This is a genomic window from Streptomyces sp. NPDC051020 (assembly GCF_040683105.1).
Classification (GTDB): Bacteria; Actinomycetota; Actinomycetes; order Streptomycetales; family Streptomycetaceae; genus Streptomyces.
The window spans coordinates 42,825-58,238 of the sequence record NZ_JBFBCG010000034.1; the positions used below are offsets into that span (position 1 = coordinate 42,825).

13 protein-coding genes, 2 tRNA genes and 1 pseudogene are annotated in these 15,414 nt (G+C 68.1%); 5 read left to right on the forward strand and 11 right to left on the reverse strand.

The window, feature by feature from the left end:
- Window positions 1–46: 46 nt before the first annotated feature.
- Window positions 47–775 carry a class E sortase gene (locus AB0N06_RS19985; protein ID WP_366136019.1) on the reverse strand — a complete coding sequence of 243 codons (729 nt, stop codon included), beginning with the start codon at window positions 773–775 and terminating at the stop codon, window positions 47–49.
- Window positions 776–800: 25 nt separating this feature from the next.
- Window positions 801–1,568, reverse strand: a complete 768-nt coding sequence (locus AB0N06_RS19990; protein ID WP_366136020.1) for a DUF881 domain-containing protein — start codon at window positions 1,566–1,568, stop codon at window positions 801–803.
- Between the two features lie 141 nt (window positions 1,569–1,709).
- Between AB0N06_RS19990 and crgA the strand changes: the two genes are divergently transcribed.
- Entirely contained in the window at window positions 1,710–1,964 is a 255-nt protein-coding gene (crgA, locus tag AB0N06_RS19995) for a cell division protein CrgA (protein ID WP_358856664.1), read from the forward strand.
- Window positions 1,965–2,252: 288 nt separating this feature from the next.
- On the opposite strand, the gene AB0N06_RS20000 is transcribed toward crgA, so the two are convergent.
- Both AB0N06_RS20000 and AB0N06_RS20005 read right to left on the reverse strand, forming a co-directional pair.
- Window positions 2,253–3,152, reverse strand: coding sequence for a rhomboid family intramembrane serine protease (locus tag AB0N06_RS20000; RefSeq protein ID WP_366136044.1), 900 nt, complete (start codon window positions 3,150–3,152; stop codon window positions 2,253–2,255).
- A 157-nt stretch (window positions 3,153–3,309) separates the two neighbouring features.
- Window positions 3,310–3,837, reverse strand: a complete 528-nt coding sequence (locus AB0N06_RS20005; protein ID WP_366136021.1) for a peptidylprolyl isomerase — start codon at window positions 3,835–3,837, stop codon at window positions 3,310–3,312.
- Window positions 3,838–4,158: 321 nt separating this feature from the next.
- Here AB0N06_RS20005 and AB0N06_RS20010 point away from each other — a divergent pair, with 321 nt between their 5' ends.
- Window positions 4,159–4,878 carry a DUF5324 family protein gene (locus AB0N06_RS20010; protein ID WP_366136022.1) on the forward strand — a complete coding sequence of 240 codons (720 nt, stop codon included), beginning with the start codon at window positions 4,159–4,161 and terminating at the stop codon, window positions 4,876–4,878.
- An 85-nt stretch (window positions 4,879–4,963) separates the two neighbouring features.
- Here AB0N06_RS20010 and AB0N06_RS20015 read toward each other — a convergent pair.
- A tRNA-Ala gene (locus AB0N06_RS20015) sits at window positions 4,964–5,036 on the reverse strand.
- A gap of 171 nt (window positions 5,037–5,207) precedes the next feature.
- On the opposite strand from AB0N06_RS20015, the gene AB0N06_RS20020 reads away from it, so the two are divergent.
- Both AB0N06_RS20020 and AB0N06_RS20025 read left to right on the forward strand, forming a co-directional pair.
- Window positions 5,208–5,756, forward strand: a complete 549-nt coding sequence (locus AB0N06_RS20020; protein WP_366136023.1) for a DNA-binding protein — start codon at window positions 5,208–5,210, stop codon at window positions 5,754–5,756.
- 272 nt (window positions 5,757–6,028) lie between these two features.
- Window positions 6,029–7,414, forward strand: coding sequence for a protein kinase (locus AB0N06_RS20025; RefSeq protein ID WP_366136024.1), 1,386 nt, complete (start codon window positions 6,029–6,031; stop codon window positions 7,412–7,414).
- 22 nt (window positions 7,415–7,436) lie between these two features.
- On the opposite strand, the gene AB0N06_RS20030 is transcribed toward AB0N06_RS20025, so the two are convergent.
- The 3 genes and pseudogenes from AB0N06_RS20030 to AB0N06_RS20040 form a co-directional block, all read right to left on the reverse strand.
- Complete coding sequence (locus tag AB0N06_RS20030; protein ID WP_366136025.1) at window positions 7,437–8,789, reverse strand: hypothetical protein; 1,353 nt, start codon at window positions 8,787–8,789, stop codon at window positions 7,437–7,439.
- Window positions 8,789–10,662, reverse strand: a pseudogene (locus tag AB0N06_RS20035) (VWA domain-containing protein). The gene AB0N06_RS20030 and the pseudogene AB0N06_RS20035 overlap by 1 nt, the downstream one beginning before the upstream one ends.
- A gap of 230 nt (window positions 10,663–10,892) precedes the next feature.
- Entirely contained in the window at window positions 10,893–11,027 is a 135-nt protein-coding gene (locus AB0N06_RS20040; protein ID WP_003958712.1) for a DLW-39 family protein, read from the reverse strand.
- Window positions 11,028–11,302: 275 nt separating this feature from the next.
- Between AB0N06_RS20040 and AB0N06_RS20045 the strand changes: the two genes are divergently transcribed.
- Window positions 11,303–11,668: a DUF6344 domain-containing protein gene (locus AB0N06_RS20045; RefSeq protein WP_366136026.1), complete on the forward strand. Its 366-nt coding sequence runs from the start codon at window positions 11,303–11,305 to the stop codon at window positions 11,666–11,668.
- A gap of 294 nt (window positions 11,669–11,962) precedes the next feature.
- Here the strand turns inward: AB0N06_RS20045 and AB0N06_RS20050 are convergent.
- The 3 genes from AB0N06_RS20050 to gyrA all read right to left on the reverse strand — a co-directional run bounded on the left by AB0N06_RS20050 (window position 11,963) and on the right by gyrA (window position 15,413).
- Window positions 11,963–12,039: transfer RNA gene (locus tag AB0N06_RS20050), tRNA-Ile, on the reverse strand.
- A 71-nt stretch (window positions 12,040–12,110) separates the two neighbouring features.
- A complete protein-coding gene (locus AB0N06_RS20055; RefSeq protein WP_366136027.1) occupies window positions 12,111–12,695 on the reverse strand; it encodes a DUF3566 domain-containing protein in 585 nt (194 codons plus the stop codon).
- A gap of 93 nt (window positions 12,696–12,788) precedes the next feature.
- Window positions 12,789–15,413: a DNA gyrase subunit A gene (gene gyrA / locus AB0N06_RS20060; protein WP_366136028.1), complete on the reverse strand. Its 2,625-nt coding sequence runs from the start codon at window positions 15,411–15,413 to the stop codon at window positions 12,789–12,791.
- Between the last annotated feature and the right edge of the window lies 1 nt (window position 15,414).

Consider the following 15,414-nt stretch of genomic DNA (forward strand, 5'->3'; position numbering starts at 1 on the left):
TCATTCGGTACGGGACCAGACTAAAGGGCCGGGGCAGAGGCATGGGTCAGCTGTGGAAAGCTGCCGGTTTACCGTCCGTCACAGGCTGCGTCGCGTCGAGATGCGCCCAGACGATGAGCCGGTGGCTGCTGCCCCACTCGGGATCGCAGGTGGTCAGCGTCAGATAGCGGCCGGGCCCGTCGAAGCCGGACTTACGGGGGACGGCGTCGATGACACCGGTGTCGCTCGGCACGGTGCGGTACGGCTTCTTCTCGATCCGGTACGTGAACCACGTCGTCCCGTCCGTCAGCACCACCGCGTCGCCGCGGCGCAGCGTCGGGAAGTCCTTGAAGGGGTCCCCGTAGGTGCGACGGTGTCCGGCCACCGCGAAATTGCCGACGCCGCCGAGGGGGGCGGTTCCGCGGTAGTGGCCGAGCCCCTTCTGCAAGGTTGTGACCTCGGTGTTCTCCAGGACGGGCCGCTCCCAGCCCTTGCCGAAGCGGGGGATGTACAGCATCGCGAACGGCTTCCCGTCCCGGTAGGCGGCGGGGGCCGGCGATGCCGTGGGTGCGGACGACGGCGAGGCCGAGGACGACGGCGTGCCTGTCGCGTCCGGCCCGGGTACGGACACGGCCCCCCGCGCCCACTGGTTCTGCAGGGTGTCGATCTGCCCCTCGGTGGCACCGGCGGCCTTCACGCCTGTCCAGAACAGCACGTACACGACAAAAAGGATGATCAAGGCGCCCGCGGTGATGCACAGTTCGCTGAAGGTCCTGACGATCAGTCGCACCGACACCGGTCGGCCTCCCCGGAACTGCTCGCTACTTCACCGGCTTCGCATAGTGGAGATCCACTGTGCCCGAGTAGCCGGGAAGAGTCACCGCCTCGTGCTCGTCGACTTTCCAGCCGAGCCCGTACGCCTTCACGTACAGCAGGTAGTTTTGGATCGAGGACGAGTCGTCGAGGGCCTTCTTGAGCCGATCGGGGTCGCCGACCGCAGTGATCTTGTACGGCGGCGAGTAGACCCGGCCCTGGAGAATCAGCGTGTTGCCGACGCAGCGCACCGCGCTGGTGGAGATCAGCCGCTGGTCCATGACCTGGATGCCGCGGGCACCGCCCTGCCAGAGAGCGTTGACGACCGCCTGCAGATCCTGCTGGTGGATGACCAGGTCGTTGGGTTGCGGGTCGGGGTAGCCGGGGTTCGCGGTGGCGTTCGGTGGGGCGTCGTCGAGCGTGACGGCGACGGCCCGGCCGGAGAGCTTCTTGGTGCCCGTTGCCCGCTCCAGCGCCTTGAGCTTGACGTCCTCCGCCTTGGTGCTGCCATCGTCGCGCTGGGCAAGGGCATCGATGTCCTCGCGTACGGACGCGTTGGAGCTGTCGAGCCCCGCGTTCTTCTCGCTGCGCTGTTGAATGAGGTCGGAGAGCTTCAGCAGCGACGAGTCGGTGCGGATGTTGGTGCCCTTGGCCGTGTTGGCGCTGGTGACGAAGATCAGCCCGGCAAGGGCGAAAACGGCAGCGGTGAGCACTCGGACCGGGTGCCGGAAGGTGCGCCGGACCGGCCCTTGGGGAGAGTCGGCAGAATTGCTCAACGTATCCTTATCTCCTTCGGCGCCACGGAAGCACTACGCTAACGGACGTCCGGGGGAGGCGGCATTCCCCCTCGCGCCCCGCCCCGGCGTCAGCCACAGTTCCCTGCGCGGTCACGCAGCGCATCGACAGGAGAGTTCCTCGTGCCGAAGTCACGTATCCGCAAGAAGGCCGACTTCACGCCGCCTCCGGCGAAGCAGGCAGCCAACATAAAGCTGACCAGCCGCAGTTGGGTGGCGCCGGTGATGCTGGCGTTCTTCCTGATCGGTCTGGCCTGGATCGTCGTGTTCTACGTGACCGACGGCGATCTGCCCATCAAGACGCTGGGTAACTGGAACATCGTCGTGGGCTTCGGCTTCATCGCCGGTGGCTTCGGCGTCTCCACGCAGTGGAAGTAGCCGGACTGCACCCGTAGAACCACAGCCGGCCCCGGTACCGCAACCCTTGCCCTGAGTTACCCACAGCGTTATCCACAGGCAGGGGAAAAGGTCAGACGATCTGTGGATAACTCCCCGGATGTTGACGCCGGTGTGACTGCAGTCTCCCTCGTTGAGGGGTGGCACGCCCCTTGTCTCTGCTGGAAAAACCCAGCTCAGCGACAAGGGGCACAGTTGTACCCACAGAATGCACAAGATCGCGCACCCGCTGTGGACAACTGCCCGAGAAAGCCCCCCTGGCGCCTGCGATCAGGTCAGTGCGGCAGTTCTGGCAACCACGATGAGGACCACCGCCACCAGGACCAGCGCACAGGTGCCGTACTGCACCAGCGACCGCCGTTCACGCGGTGCGTGCACCATGGCGATGGCGATCAGCGTGCCCGCGATCAGACCGCCGACATGTGCCTGCCAGGCGATTCCGCCCCAGGGATTGAACGTGAAGAGCAGGTTCAGCGCGAGGAGCACGAGGACCGGCCGCATGTCGTAGTTCAGCCGACGCATGAGCACGGCGGTGGCGCCCAGCAGACCGAAGATGGCGCCGGAGGCACCGAGCGAGCCCTGGTTCGGCGCAGCGAGCCAATAGGTGAGCGCGCTGCCCGCCAGACCGGAGAGCAGGTAGAGCGCAAGGTAGCGGGCGCGGCCGAGCGCCGCCTCCAGAGGACCGCCGAGCCACCACAGTCCCAGCATGTTGAACGCGATGTGCCACACCTCCTGGTGCAGGAACATCGACGTCACCAGCCGATACCACTGACCCTCCGCGACCCCTTCCACTGGACCGCCCACGTAGTAGGTGGCCCGTCCCAGCAGTGTCAGGTCGTCGAGCAGTGACACCTTCACATGGACCGCGATGAACAGGACGACATTGATGGCGAGCAGGATCTTGGTGACCAGCCGCGGGTCGGCGGTGACGGTGCCGCCGGCCAGGGTGCGCGGCTGATTGGCAGCCGGGCCGTGACCCGTACCTGAACCCTGGCGGACGCAGTCCGGGCACTGGAAGCCGACCGAGGCGCTGACCATGCACTCGGTGCAGATCGGACGGTCGCAGCGCGTGCAGCGGATCCCCGTCTCACGGCCCGGGTGGCGGTAGCAGCTGAAGGAGCCGCGGGCGTCGGCGGACTGGTCCCGGGCGCCGGGCGGCTGCTCGTCCATCGGTCCCATCACTTGCTGGCCCCCTCGGGTTACGTCGTGGGCGACAGCGCGCATGATGCCGCCCTGCTCGTCCGCTATGTAACCAAGTACGGACAAGCAGGGCGGTTGGTTCCCGAGACGGCCGATCAGAGAGTGATCACGCCGTGACCACAGGAAATCATCGGGTCTCGACGACGACCGACTCGATCACCACATCCTGCACCGGGCGGTCGGTGCGCGCGTTGGTCTGGGTGTTCGCGATGGCGTCCACGACCTTCTTGCCGGCCTCGTCCGCCACCTCACCGAAGATGGTGTGCTTGCCGGTCAGCCACGCGGTGGGCGAGACGGTCACAAAGAACTGCGAGCCGTTGGTGCCCGGGCCGGCGTTGGCCATGGCCAGGAGGTACGGCTTGTTGAAGCTGAGGTCCGGGTGGAACTCGTCACCGAACTCGTAACCCGGGCCGCCGGTCCCGTTGCCCAGCGGGTCCCCGCCCTGGATCATGAAGCCGCTGATGACCCGGTGGAAGACGGTCCCGTCGTACAGCCTGTCCTTGGACTTCTTGCCGGTCGCGGGGTGGGTCCACTCCCGCTCGCCCGTGGCGAGCTCGACGAAGTTCTTGACCGTCTTGGGCGCGTGGTTCGGCAGAAGCCGGATCTCGATGTCGCCTTGGCTGGTCTTCAAGGTGGCGTAAAGCTGCTCGGCCACGATCTGCCTTCCGTAAGTCTTCGCTGACGTCCACCGATCCTCGCACGGCCGGTCCGTCACACAGCCTTCTTGCGGCTCCCCGCAGGAAGAAAAGAGGCCAAGTGCGTGACGAACCGGCGCCTGCTGAACCGGACCGTGGCATTGTCATCGACAAGTCCCTCTTGCACGACATTGCCCACAAACATCGCTTATGACCGTTTCGCATGACCGTCTCTCATGCCCCGGATGCCCGCCCCACATGCCGCACCCGCCATCGCGGGGCATGATTTCGAAATGGGTGGAAAGGCGGAGTACCTACCCGCCACCAAGGAGGAGGATCCCGTGACCCGCATCGACAGCGTGCGCGCCGCAACCGACTCGGCGAAGGAGAGCGTGCAGCACGCCGCGGAAGTGGTGGCGCCCTACGCCGACTCGGCCAAGGACCAGGCGGCACACTATGCGCACGAGGCCCGTGCGCGGCTCGCACCGAGGGTGTCGAAGGCAGCCCAGCAGGCCCGCGTCCAGTACGACGCGCATCTCGCACCACGTATCGAACTGGCTCGCGCGCATGTGCCCCCCAAGGTCGACGAGGCCGCCCAGCGCGCCGCGCTCCGCACCCGTCAGGCAGCCAGGAGCGCCGCGGAGTACACCGTGCCCCGCGTCGAGCAGGCGATGGCCGCCGCCCAGCCCGTCGCCGAGGAAGCCGCGGCCCGCAGCGCTGCGGCACTGGCTGCACTGCGCGGGCAGGTCACGGCGAAGGAGATCAAGAAGCTGGCCAGAAAGCACGAGCGGCGCGCCAAGGCCGGGCGCGTGCTCAAGGTGGCCGCTGTGGTCTCCGTGCTGGCAGTCGGCGCCTACGCGGCGTGGCGGTGGTGGGACAAGCAGGCCAATCCGGACTGGCTGGTCGAGCCCCCCGCCCCCACGGAGGTCGCCGACCGGACGCCGCTGACCTCGGTCGACGGCAGCGGGCCGACCGCTGTGGACCCCGAGGTCCGCGCCAAGGAGGCCGAGTCGGACAAGACGGACGAGGTGGACGGCACCGACCTCGACGACGACCGCTGAGCCGCCATAGCCGCCCGGCCCACGGCAGACACACAAGAGGAGCCCCTCCGATCTACGTTTCCGCAGATCGGAGGGGCTCTTGACGTGGAGCCTAGGAGATTCGAACTCCTGACATCTGCCTTGCAAAGGCAGCGCTCTACCAACTGAGCTAAGGCCCCGAAAAAGAGGACAGCACCAGACGCATCAGCGTCGTGGTCACCGCCGCAGACCAGACTACCGGGTGACCCCCTGAATCTTCCAAAAAGATGGGGACTCCCGGTCGGCAACCACTCTCCGTAAGATGCTGGACGAGGTTCGCAGCAGCGAAGCCTCAGCGAAGGGGAGACGCCATGGACGCAGTTCAGCAGGAAGCAACGGCAAGAGCCAGGGAACTTCAGCGCAGCTGGTACGGGGAACCCCTGGGCGCACTGTTCCGCCGGCTCATCGACGATCTGGGCCTGAACCAGGCCCGGCTCGCCGCCGTACTCGGACTGTCCGCACCCATGCTCTCCCAGCTGATGAGCGGTCAGCGGGCGAAGATCGGCAACCCCGCGGTCGTCCAGCGTGTCCAGGCTCTGCAGGAGCTGGCCGGCCAGGTGGCCGACGGCAGCGTCAGCGCGGGCGAGGCCACCGACCGGATGGAAGAGATCAAGAAGTCCCAGGGCGGTTCCGTCCTCACCGGCACCGGTCAGACCACGACCAGCGGCGGGGCACCCACCGTCCGCCGCGTGGTCCGTGAGATCCAGTCGCTGCTGCGGTCGGTCGCTGCCGCCGGTGACATCATCGATGCCGCCGACTCCCTCGCCCCGACCCACCCGGAACTGGCAGAGTTCCTGAGGGTGTACGGCGCCGGCCGCACCGCGGACGCGGTCGCGCACTACGAAGGACACCAGAGCTAGTGCCGTGACCGGCAATGTCTGCCCCATGAGGCAAAGCTTGCCGGTCACGGCGCTAGGACCTTTCTGTCGGTTCGGGCCGGATTCAGGGGGCGGAACCTGGTACGTGCGGCTGCCAGGCGGAGGAGGGAAACAGCGCCGGGCGTTGTGGACCGACGACAACACGGCGGATGTGCGTACCAGGCCCACAAGCTCAGCCGAACGAAAGATTCTGGTGCACTACCCCCGAGAGCCGGGCACGAGCCGAAACAGGAACTGGGAGCGGGCACAGCGCAATGGGTGAGGTCTTCGCGGGTCGGTACGAGCTGATCGATCCGATCGGACGTGGTGGCGTCGGCGCCGTCTGGCGAGCCTGGGACCACCGGCGCCGCCGGTATGTGGCGGCCAAGGTGCTTCAGCAGAGCGACGCACACACGCTGCTGCGCTTCGTCCGCGAGCAGGCCCTGCGGATCGAGCATCCTCATGTGCTCGCCCCGGCCAGTTGGGCCGCGGACGACGACAAGGTCCTGTTCACCATGGATCTGGTGAGCGGCGGCTCGCTTGCGCATGTCATCGGCGACTACGGCCCGCTGCCCCTGCGCTTCGTCTGCACGCTGCTCGACCAGCTGCTGTCCGGACTGTCGACCGTGCATGCGGAAGGCGTCGTGCACCGCGACATCAAGCCCGCGAACATCCTGATGGAAGCCACCGGCACCGGCCGGCCGCACCTGCGGCTCTCCGACTTCGGCATCTCCATGCGCAAGGGCGAGCCCCGCCTGACCGAGACCAACTATGTGGTGGGAACGCCGGGTTACTTCGCGCCCGAGCAGATGATGGGCGCAGAACCCGACTTCCCCGCAGATCTCTTCGCCGTAGGGCTTGTCGCGCTCTATCTGCTGCAGGGGAAGAAGCCGGATGCCCGGGCCCTCGTCGAATACTTCGCCTCGCACGGCACCCCCAGCACCCCGCAAGGCATCCCGGAACCGCTGTGGCAGGTCCTCGCAGGTCTTCTGCAGCCGGATCCGCAGGCCCGGTTCCGCACGGCCACCGGCGCGCGGAAGGCGCTGACGGCCGCGGTCGAGATGCTGCCGGAGCCAGGTGTCGACGACGAACCGGTGGAGGTCTTCGACCAACTCGGCCCGCTGCCCGCCGGTTTCGGCCCGGAAGGCCCGATCGCCACCCCCAGGCAGCCGTCCCCGACCGACCACACCGCACACGCGGGCCAGGCCGCACAGCAGGCCATACAGCAGCCGCACACCCCACCGCCCTCCTCGATGTCGGAGACGGGCAGCTTTCATCTCGCCCCGCCTCCGCAGCAGCCGCTCCCCACGCCGCTGCCCCGGCAGGCCCAGCCTGCCCCTGCCCCCACTCCGCTCCCGGCGCATACGGGTTCCCCCTTCTCTGCCGCCCCACCGGATCTCTCCCAGGCCCCGACATCCGCAGTGCGGCACGAACCGGTTCCTACTCGTGCATACACCGCCGAGCAGCAGCAGGTTCCGCACCCCGGGGCAGGCATGTCCCCGCACTTCGCTGCGGCATCGCCTCCGGCCCACCCCATGGTCGCCGCTCCCGCACAGGCATCGCAGAAGCGTCCGGGACCGCCCTCGAGGGTGGCGATCCCGGTCCTGCTGGTGGCGCTGGTCTGTTTCGCTGTCGGAATCTGGGCACTGACCCAGGCCTGAGGCCCGGTGGCTGCAGTCGCTGTCACCAGGCCTGCGGCGGTCCTCCGTAGGGCTGCCGCCCGGCCGCGCCACCGGCAGGACCGCCCACGGCGGCCGCCGCGCGGCGACGCGCAAGCAGCGTCCACGCCCCGAGGCCGAGCACCAGCACGGCGCCTGCGCCGATCCCGGCCGCGCCCACCGTCTTCATCGTGTTGCTCTTGTCGGCTTGAGGGGCACTCTGACCGCTCCTGGCCATGTCCTTGTCGTCCTGCGTCACACCGAAGATTCCGGCGGAACCCCCGTACGGCGACGTTGTCGCCGCGTTCTCGACCTGCACCTTGAGAATCATCGGGATCGCCTTCTCCCCGTAGGCATGAGCGACCTTCGGGCTGAGCGACACCGACAGGTAGTACCAGCCCGCGAACCGCATGGCGCTCTCGTCGGCACTGAACGTGAACCGGTTCTCGTACCGCACCGGGGGCAGCGGATCGAGCGACACCGATGCGGGCTTGCCGGAGTACGACAGCGGCGAGGCGTCGTCGACATGGCCGTGCGCCGGATTGTCCAGGGAGAGTGCGAGCGCGTTGCCGACGTACTCGTCCGAGCCGCCGACACTGTTGCCGAGGTCGACGGTGGCGAAGATCTGCTGTCCCCAGTCCACCGGCACCCGGTAGAAGAGGGTCTGTCCCGGCTTGATGCCGTCCGTCCAGGTGCCGGTCTCCAGGCTGGTGGCGTCGTAATAGCTCGTGCCGCCGGGCCGTTCCTCCTTCTTGGCCTGCGTGGGCGGTGTCGGCGACGCCGAGGGCCAGTCCTCGGGCGCCTCGGTCGGCGCCGTACCACCCTTCTTCAGCTTCGGCTCCGACTCGTAACGGAGTTCCAGGTCCCAGGTGTCGGGCGTCGAGGTGGCCTTGCTCTCCCGCTCGATCAGGACGTTGTACGTACCGGCGTCCTGGCAGGGGCTGCTGTCCTTGTCCGTGACCCGGTAGGCGTACGCGGCGATCGGATGCGGGAACTCCGCCGCCTCGAAGCGGGCGTCCTCGGAACTGCACTGCAGGTCCCTGCTGTCCCTGATGCTGACCGTGATGCCGTCCCCGTACGCGACCTTGCCACCAGCCTTGGGTACGACCACCGCCGAGACGTACGCGTTCGTGTCGGCGTCGAGGTAGAGGCGGTAGTAGAGCTTCTCGCCCGGCTTGATCGAGCTCTTGTAGACGGATCCGGGCTCCAGGGCCGACGCGTCGGTGCTGACCTCCGCGCCCGGGACCGCCTTCGCCCCGGGGACGAAGAGGTACGCGGCAGGCTCACCGGCCGCGTACGCCTGCCCCGGCAGCGCCGTCACCGCGCACATCGCCGCTGCCGCGGCCAGCGTCGCCCGGCCCCTGTTGCGCTGCCTCATCACGCGCTTCCCCTCGTCGTCTGTGTGGCCGACCTGCGGCGGCTGCGTACGAACACGAGCCCGGCGATCACCACCACGGCGCCCGCCCCGGCAGCGGCCGCAACGCCGGTCCATCCTGCCCCGCCCGTACCTCCGCTGTCTCCGGCCGCAGCCGAAGTGCCCTTCTTGTCGGTCCCGCTGCCCTCTGCCCTGTCCGGCTTCCCGGCGAGGACAGCGGCATGGTGCTCGGGGCCGGCCCGCTCGTCCCCGAGCACCGCCACCCGCAGCACCACACCGATCCGCGCGTTCTCGGCAATCTCGGCAGCCTGCGCGCCCAGCGTCACCGAGATGTAGAACTCGCCCCCGGCATGCACCGGCTGGACCGTTGAGCGGTACTCGTAGCAGTTGGTCCAGGCGACCGGCACCGAACCCATCCTGACCGCGGCCGGGCGGCCGCTGTACAGGGCCGACGAGGTGAACTCACCACCGCCGCCGACCGGGAAGCGGGCGGGCGTGAACAGCTGCGTCGCACCGTACGAGTACGTCGAGGCGACCCCAGCGACCGTGGGTTCGTTGGTGAACTCCACGTCGTAGCGCACCTGCTGGCCCCAGCCTGCCGGAACCTTGTACCAGAGCGTCTGCGCCGGCAGGATCCGGTCGCGCCACACGCCCCGGCCGAGCTCCTCGGCGTCGTTGAATCCGGTGCCTCCCCGCACATCGCGGGGGTTGCCGGAGGGCAGCACCGCGCTCTTGCCGCCCGCCCCGTAATCGGGCTCGGACGCGGCGGGCGTGACACCCGTCTTCAGCGGTGCCTCCACCCCGTACACGAGCTCCAGCGGCCAACGCGCGGCATCGGAACCCTTCTTGCTCGCTCGTTCCACCACCAGCCAGTAGTGGCCGGCCCGGTCGCAGCTGCGGGTCCCCTCGGGGGAAGGATACGGGCGACGGCCGAGGTCAGCGGGGTCGCACCCTCCTTCTGGTAGAAGCGCGCGGTGTCCGTCGCACAGGAGCTTTCAGTGCCGTAGGCAATGCTGGTACGCAGCGCGTCGAAGGTGTCGACGGCGGCCCCGGGCTGCGGCACCGCCGTCGCCGAGAAGTCCGCCGTGGACGCGGCGTCCAGACCGACCGCGTAGTACCGCCTCTCGCCCGGACCGATGGTGTCCAGATACTGATGGGGTACGAGCGCGGGCGCCCGGCCGCCGGTCGCGGCGCCCTCGACCTGCTTGCCACGGAAGCGGTAGCCGTCTGCAGAGAGGTGCGCTGCCCGCTGCAACTGCCTGGCCAGCGACTTGGCGTCCGGTGCGTCGTAGTAGCGGCCGTTGCCCGCCTCCGCGATGCATGCGAGCTGCTCGCGGGCTTGTCCCTTCACCTGGAAGCCGATGGTGTCGATGCGCAGCCCGATCCCCTCCTTGCCGAGCCGCTCGGCCACCTCGCAGGGCTTCGGCGTACCGCAGTTGTCCTCGCCGTCGGAGATCAGCAGGATCGTGCGCGTCCCGATGGCACCGTCCGCGGGCTCCGGCAGGTCGTTCGCGGCCTTCTGCAGGGAGAGCCCGACAGGAGTGTCGCCCCTGGGCCGCAGGTCCACCACGGCCTCCTTCACCGCGGCCCGGTCGAGCGCCTGCACCGGACGGACGAGACGGGTGTCCGTGCAGCCCCGGGGGCGGTCGGCGCCGTACACCCGCAGACCGGCCGGGTAGCCATCGGGAAGACCGTCCACGACGGTGCCCACAGCGGTACGTGCCGACTCCATCCGGGTCCGGCCCGTTCCGTCGTCATCCGCCATGGAGCCGGAGGAGTCCAGCACCATGAGCAGGCTGCTGCTGCCGTCGCGAGAGGTCGTGGCCGGGGTTGCAGCTGTGCCGTCCGCAGCCGTGCCGTCCGCCGTGGCGGGCATCGCACCCGCGACAAGGGCGAGCAGTGCCCCGCCGATCCCAGTCCCCACTGCTGAAGTACGGCGATGGTTCCGTGCTCTCACCCGTGCCCCCTCGATCAGCCTCTCGGCTTCTTTGCTCTCGCAACCTATTGATTTGCGTAGGTGAACTCAAGAGCACAGGCGTCACGGCCCCGCAACAGCACGAAGCCCCGGTCGCTCAGCGACCGGGGCCCGCGAAAGGCTGTTCTGTCTCAGACACCCGAACCTGCGGGCACGGAGTCAGTCGCCTCCGTCCACAGATCCTGCTCGGCGCGATCCGCCTGGATCTGGCGGTACACGAGGAGCCCGCCGATGGCGGCCAGTGCGACCAGGAGAAGCTTCTTCACCGCGCGACCTCGTCTTTCCTTGGCGTAGGGGACTTCTGCCGCCCGACTATACACACCGACCGATACCGATCAGTGACCTACCTGCCACCTGGCCGGTTCTCGGGCAAAAGCGGCCATCCCGCCCAGCCTCAGATCAGTCCGTCCAGCCCGGTTGCACCAGACGAGTGGTGTTCATCTGAAGATCGGCGGATCCACGGCGTCGGTCCCCGAAATCGAGAGCTACATCCACATCATCAGAAAGGTAAGCAAACCGGACCACCCGAAAGCGAGGGGCCATGAGCACCTTCAAGGCCAAGAGCATCTGGACCGCCTTCATCACCGCCTTCTTCGCGCTTCTCGCGTCGATGGGGCTCATCAGCACCCCCGCCACGGCCGCGCAGCCGAAGGCCACGGCTCAGGAGCACACAGGTGCGATCGCGGCAACCGCAACCACCCCGTCGGTGCGATGGACCCTTCCGCGTGACAGGTCGCTGCCACCCACGATGAAGCAGCGCATCCGTGCCGAAGCACACGGCTCCGCACCGGCCACCAGGCACCTGCTGACGGACATGAGGGACACCATGGACGCCACAGGCACCACCGGCGCCCCCCGCACCGCCCACGGGGCCCCGGCGGGGGAGGCATCCCTCCTGCCACCGTGAGAGCGGCGCCACTGGCGCACAGGGCCCGCGGTCCGGTTCACACCGGACCGCGGGCCTTTTCGTGTGCCGGGCAGCCGGGGGGGGCGGCTTCGTGCTCACCATGGCGTGGTGGACAGGCCCGCAGTCCGCGAAGCCTTGCTTCACGGTTCCCGATCGCGCGATTCCCTGCGCCGACAGGGCCGTTCCCGTGCCCCGCACTCCCATGCCCCGAGACCTCCCACGACGACCGCACCCGTTGAGGTCGGCAGTAGACGACGAAGACCCCCGGTCCAAGTGGACCGGGGGTCTTCGTACTGGTGGGGCTAACAGGATTTGAACCTGTGGCCTCATCCTTATCAGGGATGCGCTCTAACCAACTGAGCTATAGCCCCGCCGCGCCTGCGCGCTGACTTCTGAAGATTAGCGCACGTCGGGGCCAGTCCCAAAATCGATACCCGCAGCCCTACTCGTCCTCGGCCAGCGTGAGCTCGACACCGCCCACGAAACCGGCCGACAAGTTGTAGATGAAGGCGCCCAGCGTCGCCAGCGCGGTCGCCAGCACGACGTCGATCACCGCGATGACCGACGTGAAGATGAGGACGTGCGGAAGCGACAGGAACGACTGCACATCGAAGCCGGTGCTGTCGTTGGAGCCGGTCGCCTCGCTGATGGTGCCGCCCACAGTGGAGAAGACGCCCATGGCGTTCATCACCATCCACAGGACCGCGGCCGCCACGACCGTGCAGATGCCGAGCGCGATGGAGAGCAGGAAGCTGACCTTCATCACCGACCACGGATCGGCCTTCGCCACCCGCAGTCGCGCCTTGCGGGTACGCGGAGTGGTCCGCGCCCCCGTCCGTGGGCGACGGGCCGCCTGAGCGGCACCGACGCCCTGCTGCGCGCCCTGCGTCCCGCCCGCGGGCGAGGGGTATGCCTGCGGCGGGTGGTAAGGCCCGCCTGCCTGCCCCGGCGCGGGCTCGCGCTCACCGGGCAGGGGCCCGGTCGTGTATCCCTCGTACTGGGGCTGAGGCCCCCGGGTGTCCGTCACAGTGCCCCCTTGGGAGTCCGTGGCAGGGCCACGGGCACCGTTCGCTCCAGCTCCGGAAGCGGCCGAACCGGCGCCCGTGGCTCCACTCACGCTCTACTCCTCGTGCTCCCCGGCCGAAGGCGACGTGCCTTCGACAGTGCCCTCGACAGTGTTCTCTGCGGTCGCCTCGGCAGTCGCCTCGGCATCCGCATCTCCATCGACCTCTTCGGCCTCGCGGCCGGCCTCGGCGTTACGTGCGATGCCGACGACCGCGTCACGCTTGCCCAGATTGATCAGTTGGACGCCCATGGTGTCACGGCCCGTCTCCCTGACTTCATTGACTCGCGTACGAATCACACCGCCGCCGAGCGTGATGGCGAGGATTTCGTCCGTCTCCTCCACCACCAGCGCGCCGACCAGCGAGCCCCGATCCTCCACGATCTTGGCGGCCTTGATACCCAGGCCGCCACGACCCTGAACGCGGTACTCGTCGACGGGGGTCCGCTTCGCGTACCCACCATCGGTGGCAGTGAACACGAACGTACCGGGCCTGACGACATTCATCGAGAGCAGTTCGTCGCCTTCGCGGAAACTCATGCCCTTGACGCCCGAGGTGGCGCGGCCCATCGGGCGCAGCGCTTCGTCCGTCGCGGTGAACCTGATGGACTGGGCCTTCTTGCTGATGAGCAGCAGATCATCCTCGGCCGAGACCAGCTCCGCACCGATCAGCTCGTCGTCGCTGCCGTCCTCCGTCTCGCGGAGGTTGATCGCGATGACACCGCCGGAACGCGGGGAGTCGTAGTCCTTCAGCGCGGTCTTCTTCACCAGGCCGCCCTTGGTGGCGAGGATCAGATAGGGCGCGGCCTCGTAGTCCCGGATCGCCAGGATCTCGGCGATCTGCTCGTCCGGCTGGAAGGCCAGCAGGTTGGCGACGTGCTGGCCGCGTGCGTCCCGGCCGGCGTCCGGAAGCTCGTACGCCTTGGCCCGGTAGACGCGGCCCTTGTTGGTGAAGAACAGCAGCCAGTGGTGGGTCGTCGACACGAAGAAGTGGTCGACGATGTCGTCTTCCTTGAGCTTCGTGCCGCGGACGCCCTTGCCACCGCGCTTCTGCGAGCGGTAGTCGTCCGTCTTCGTACGCTTCACATAGCCGCCGCGCGAGATGGTGACGACAATGTCCTCCTCGGCGATCAGGTCCTCGATGGACATGTCACCGTCGAAGGGCACCAGCTTGGAGCGCCGGTCGTCGCCGAACTTCTCGACGATCGCCGCCAGCTCCTCGCTGACGATCTGCCGCTGCCGTACCGGCGACGCCAGAATCTCGTTGTACTCGTTAATCTTCGCCTGGAGCTCATCGTGCTCGGCCGTGATCTTCTGGTGCTCCAGCGCGGCCAGTCGGCGCAGCTGCATCTCCAGAATCGCGTTCGCCTGGATCTCGTCGATCTCCAGCAGGCCCATCAGGCCCTCACGCGCGATCTCGACCGTCTGGCTGCGCCGGATGAGGGCGATGACCTCGTCGATCGCGTCGAGTGCCTTGAGCAGACCGCGCAGGATGTGCGCCCGCTCCTCCGCCTTGCGCAGGCGGAACCTCGTACGCCGGACGATGACCTCGATCTGGTGCGTCACCCAGTGGCGGATGAACGCGTCGATCGACAGCGTGCGCGGCACCCCGTCGACGAGCGCCAGCATGTTCGCGCCGAAGTTCGTCTGGAGATCGGTGTGCTTGTACAGGTTGTTCAGTACGACCTTGGCGACCGCGTCCCGCTTCAGCACGACCACGAGGCGCTGGCCGGTGCGCGAGGACGTCTCGTCGCGGACGTCCGCGATGCCGCCGACCTTGCCGTCCTTGACCAGGTCGGCGATCTTCTGCGCGAGGTTGTCGGGGTTGGTCTGGTACGGAAGCTCCGTGACGACCAGGCACTGCCGGTTCTGGATCTCCTCGACCGCGACGACCGCACGCATCGTGATGGAGCCACGGCCCGTGCGGTACGCCTCCTCGATGCCCTTGCGGCCGACGACGAGCGCTCCGGTCGGAAAGTCCGGGCCCTTGATCCGCTCGATCAGGGCGTCCAGCAGCTCCTCGTGCGAGGCCTCCGGGTGCTCCAGGTACCACTGGGCACCGGCCGCGACCTCGCGCAGATTGTGCGGCGGGATGTTGGTCGCCATGCCGACCGCGATGCCCGCGGAGCCGTTGACCAGCAGGTTCGGGAAGCGCGCCGGCAGAACCGTCGGCTCCTGGTTGCGGCCGTCGTAGTTGTCCTGGAAGTCGACGGTCTCCTCGTCGATGTCCCGGACCATCTCCATGGACTGCGGCATCATCTTGCACTCGGTGTACCGCATGGCTGCGGCCGGGTCGTTGCCCGGAGAACCGAAGTTGCCGTTGGAGTCGACCAGCGGCATGCGCATCGACCAGGGCTGCGCCAGTCGCACGAGCGCGTCGTAGATCGAGGAGTCGCCGTGCGGGTGGTACGTACCCATGACGTCACCGACGACACGGGCGCACTTGTAGAAGCCCTTCTCGGGCCGGTACCCGCCGTCGTACATGGCGTACAGCACACGGCGGTGGACGGGCTTGAGGCCGTCCCGTACGTCCGGCAGCGCACGCGACACGATGACGGACATCGCGTAGTCGAGGTAGGAGCGCTGCATCTCCGTCTCGAGCCCCACGGGCTCGACACGCATGCCCACACCCGCGAGTGCGGGTTCCTCTTCAGGGGTCACAGGGGTGTTCTCGTCGGCCATT

Excerpts from the sequence above, each read along its gene's own strand:
- gyrA (WP_366136028.1), bottom strand. The coding sequence starts at position 15,413 with ATGGCCGACGAGAACACCCCTGTGACCCCTGAAGAGGAACCCGCACTC.
- AB0N06_RS20045 (WP_366136026.1), top strand. The coding sequence starts at position 11,303 with ATGAGCACCTTCAAGGCCAAGAGCATCTGGACCGCCTTCATCACCGCC.
- AB0N06_RS20020 (WP_366136023.1), top strand. The coding sequence starts at position 5,208 with ATGGACGCAGTTCAGCAGGAAGCAACGGCAAGAGCCAGGGAACTTCAG.
- AB0N06_RS20000 (WP_366136044.1), bottom strand. The coding sequence starts at position 3,152 with ATGGACGAGCAGCCGCCCGGCGCCCGGGACCAGTCCGCCGACGCCCGC.
- AB0N06_RS20025 (WP_366136024.1), top strand. The coding sequence starts at position 6,029 with ATGGGTGAGGTCTTCGCGGGTCGGTACGAGCTGATCGATCCGATCGGA.
- AB0N06_RS20030 (WP_366136025.1), bottom strand. The coding sequence starts at position 8,789 with ATGAGGCAGCGCAACAGGGGCCGGGCGACGCTGGCCGCGGCAGCGGCG.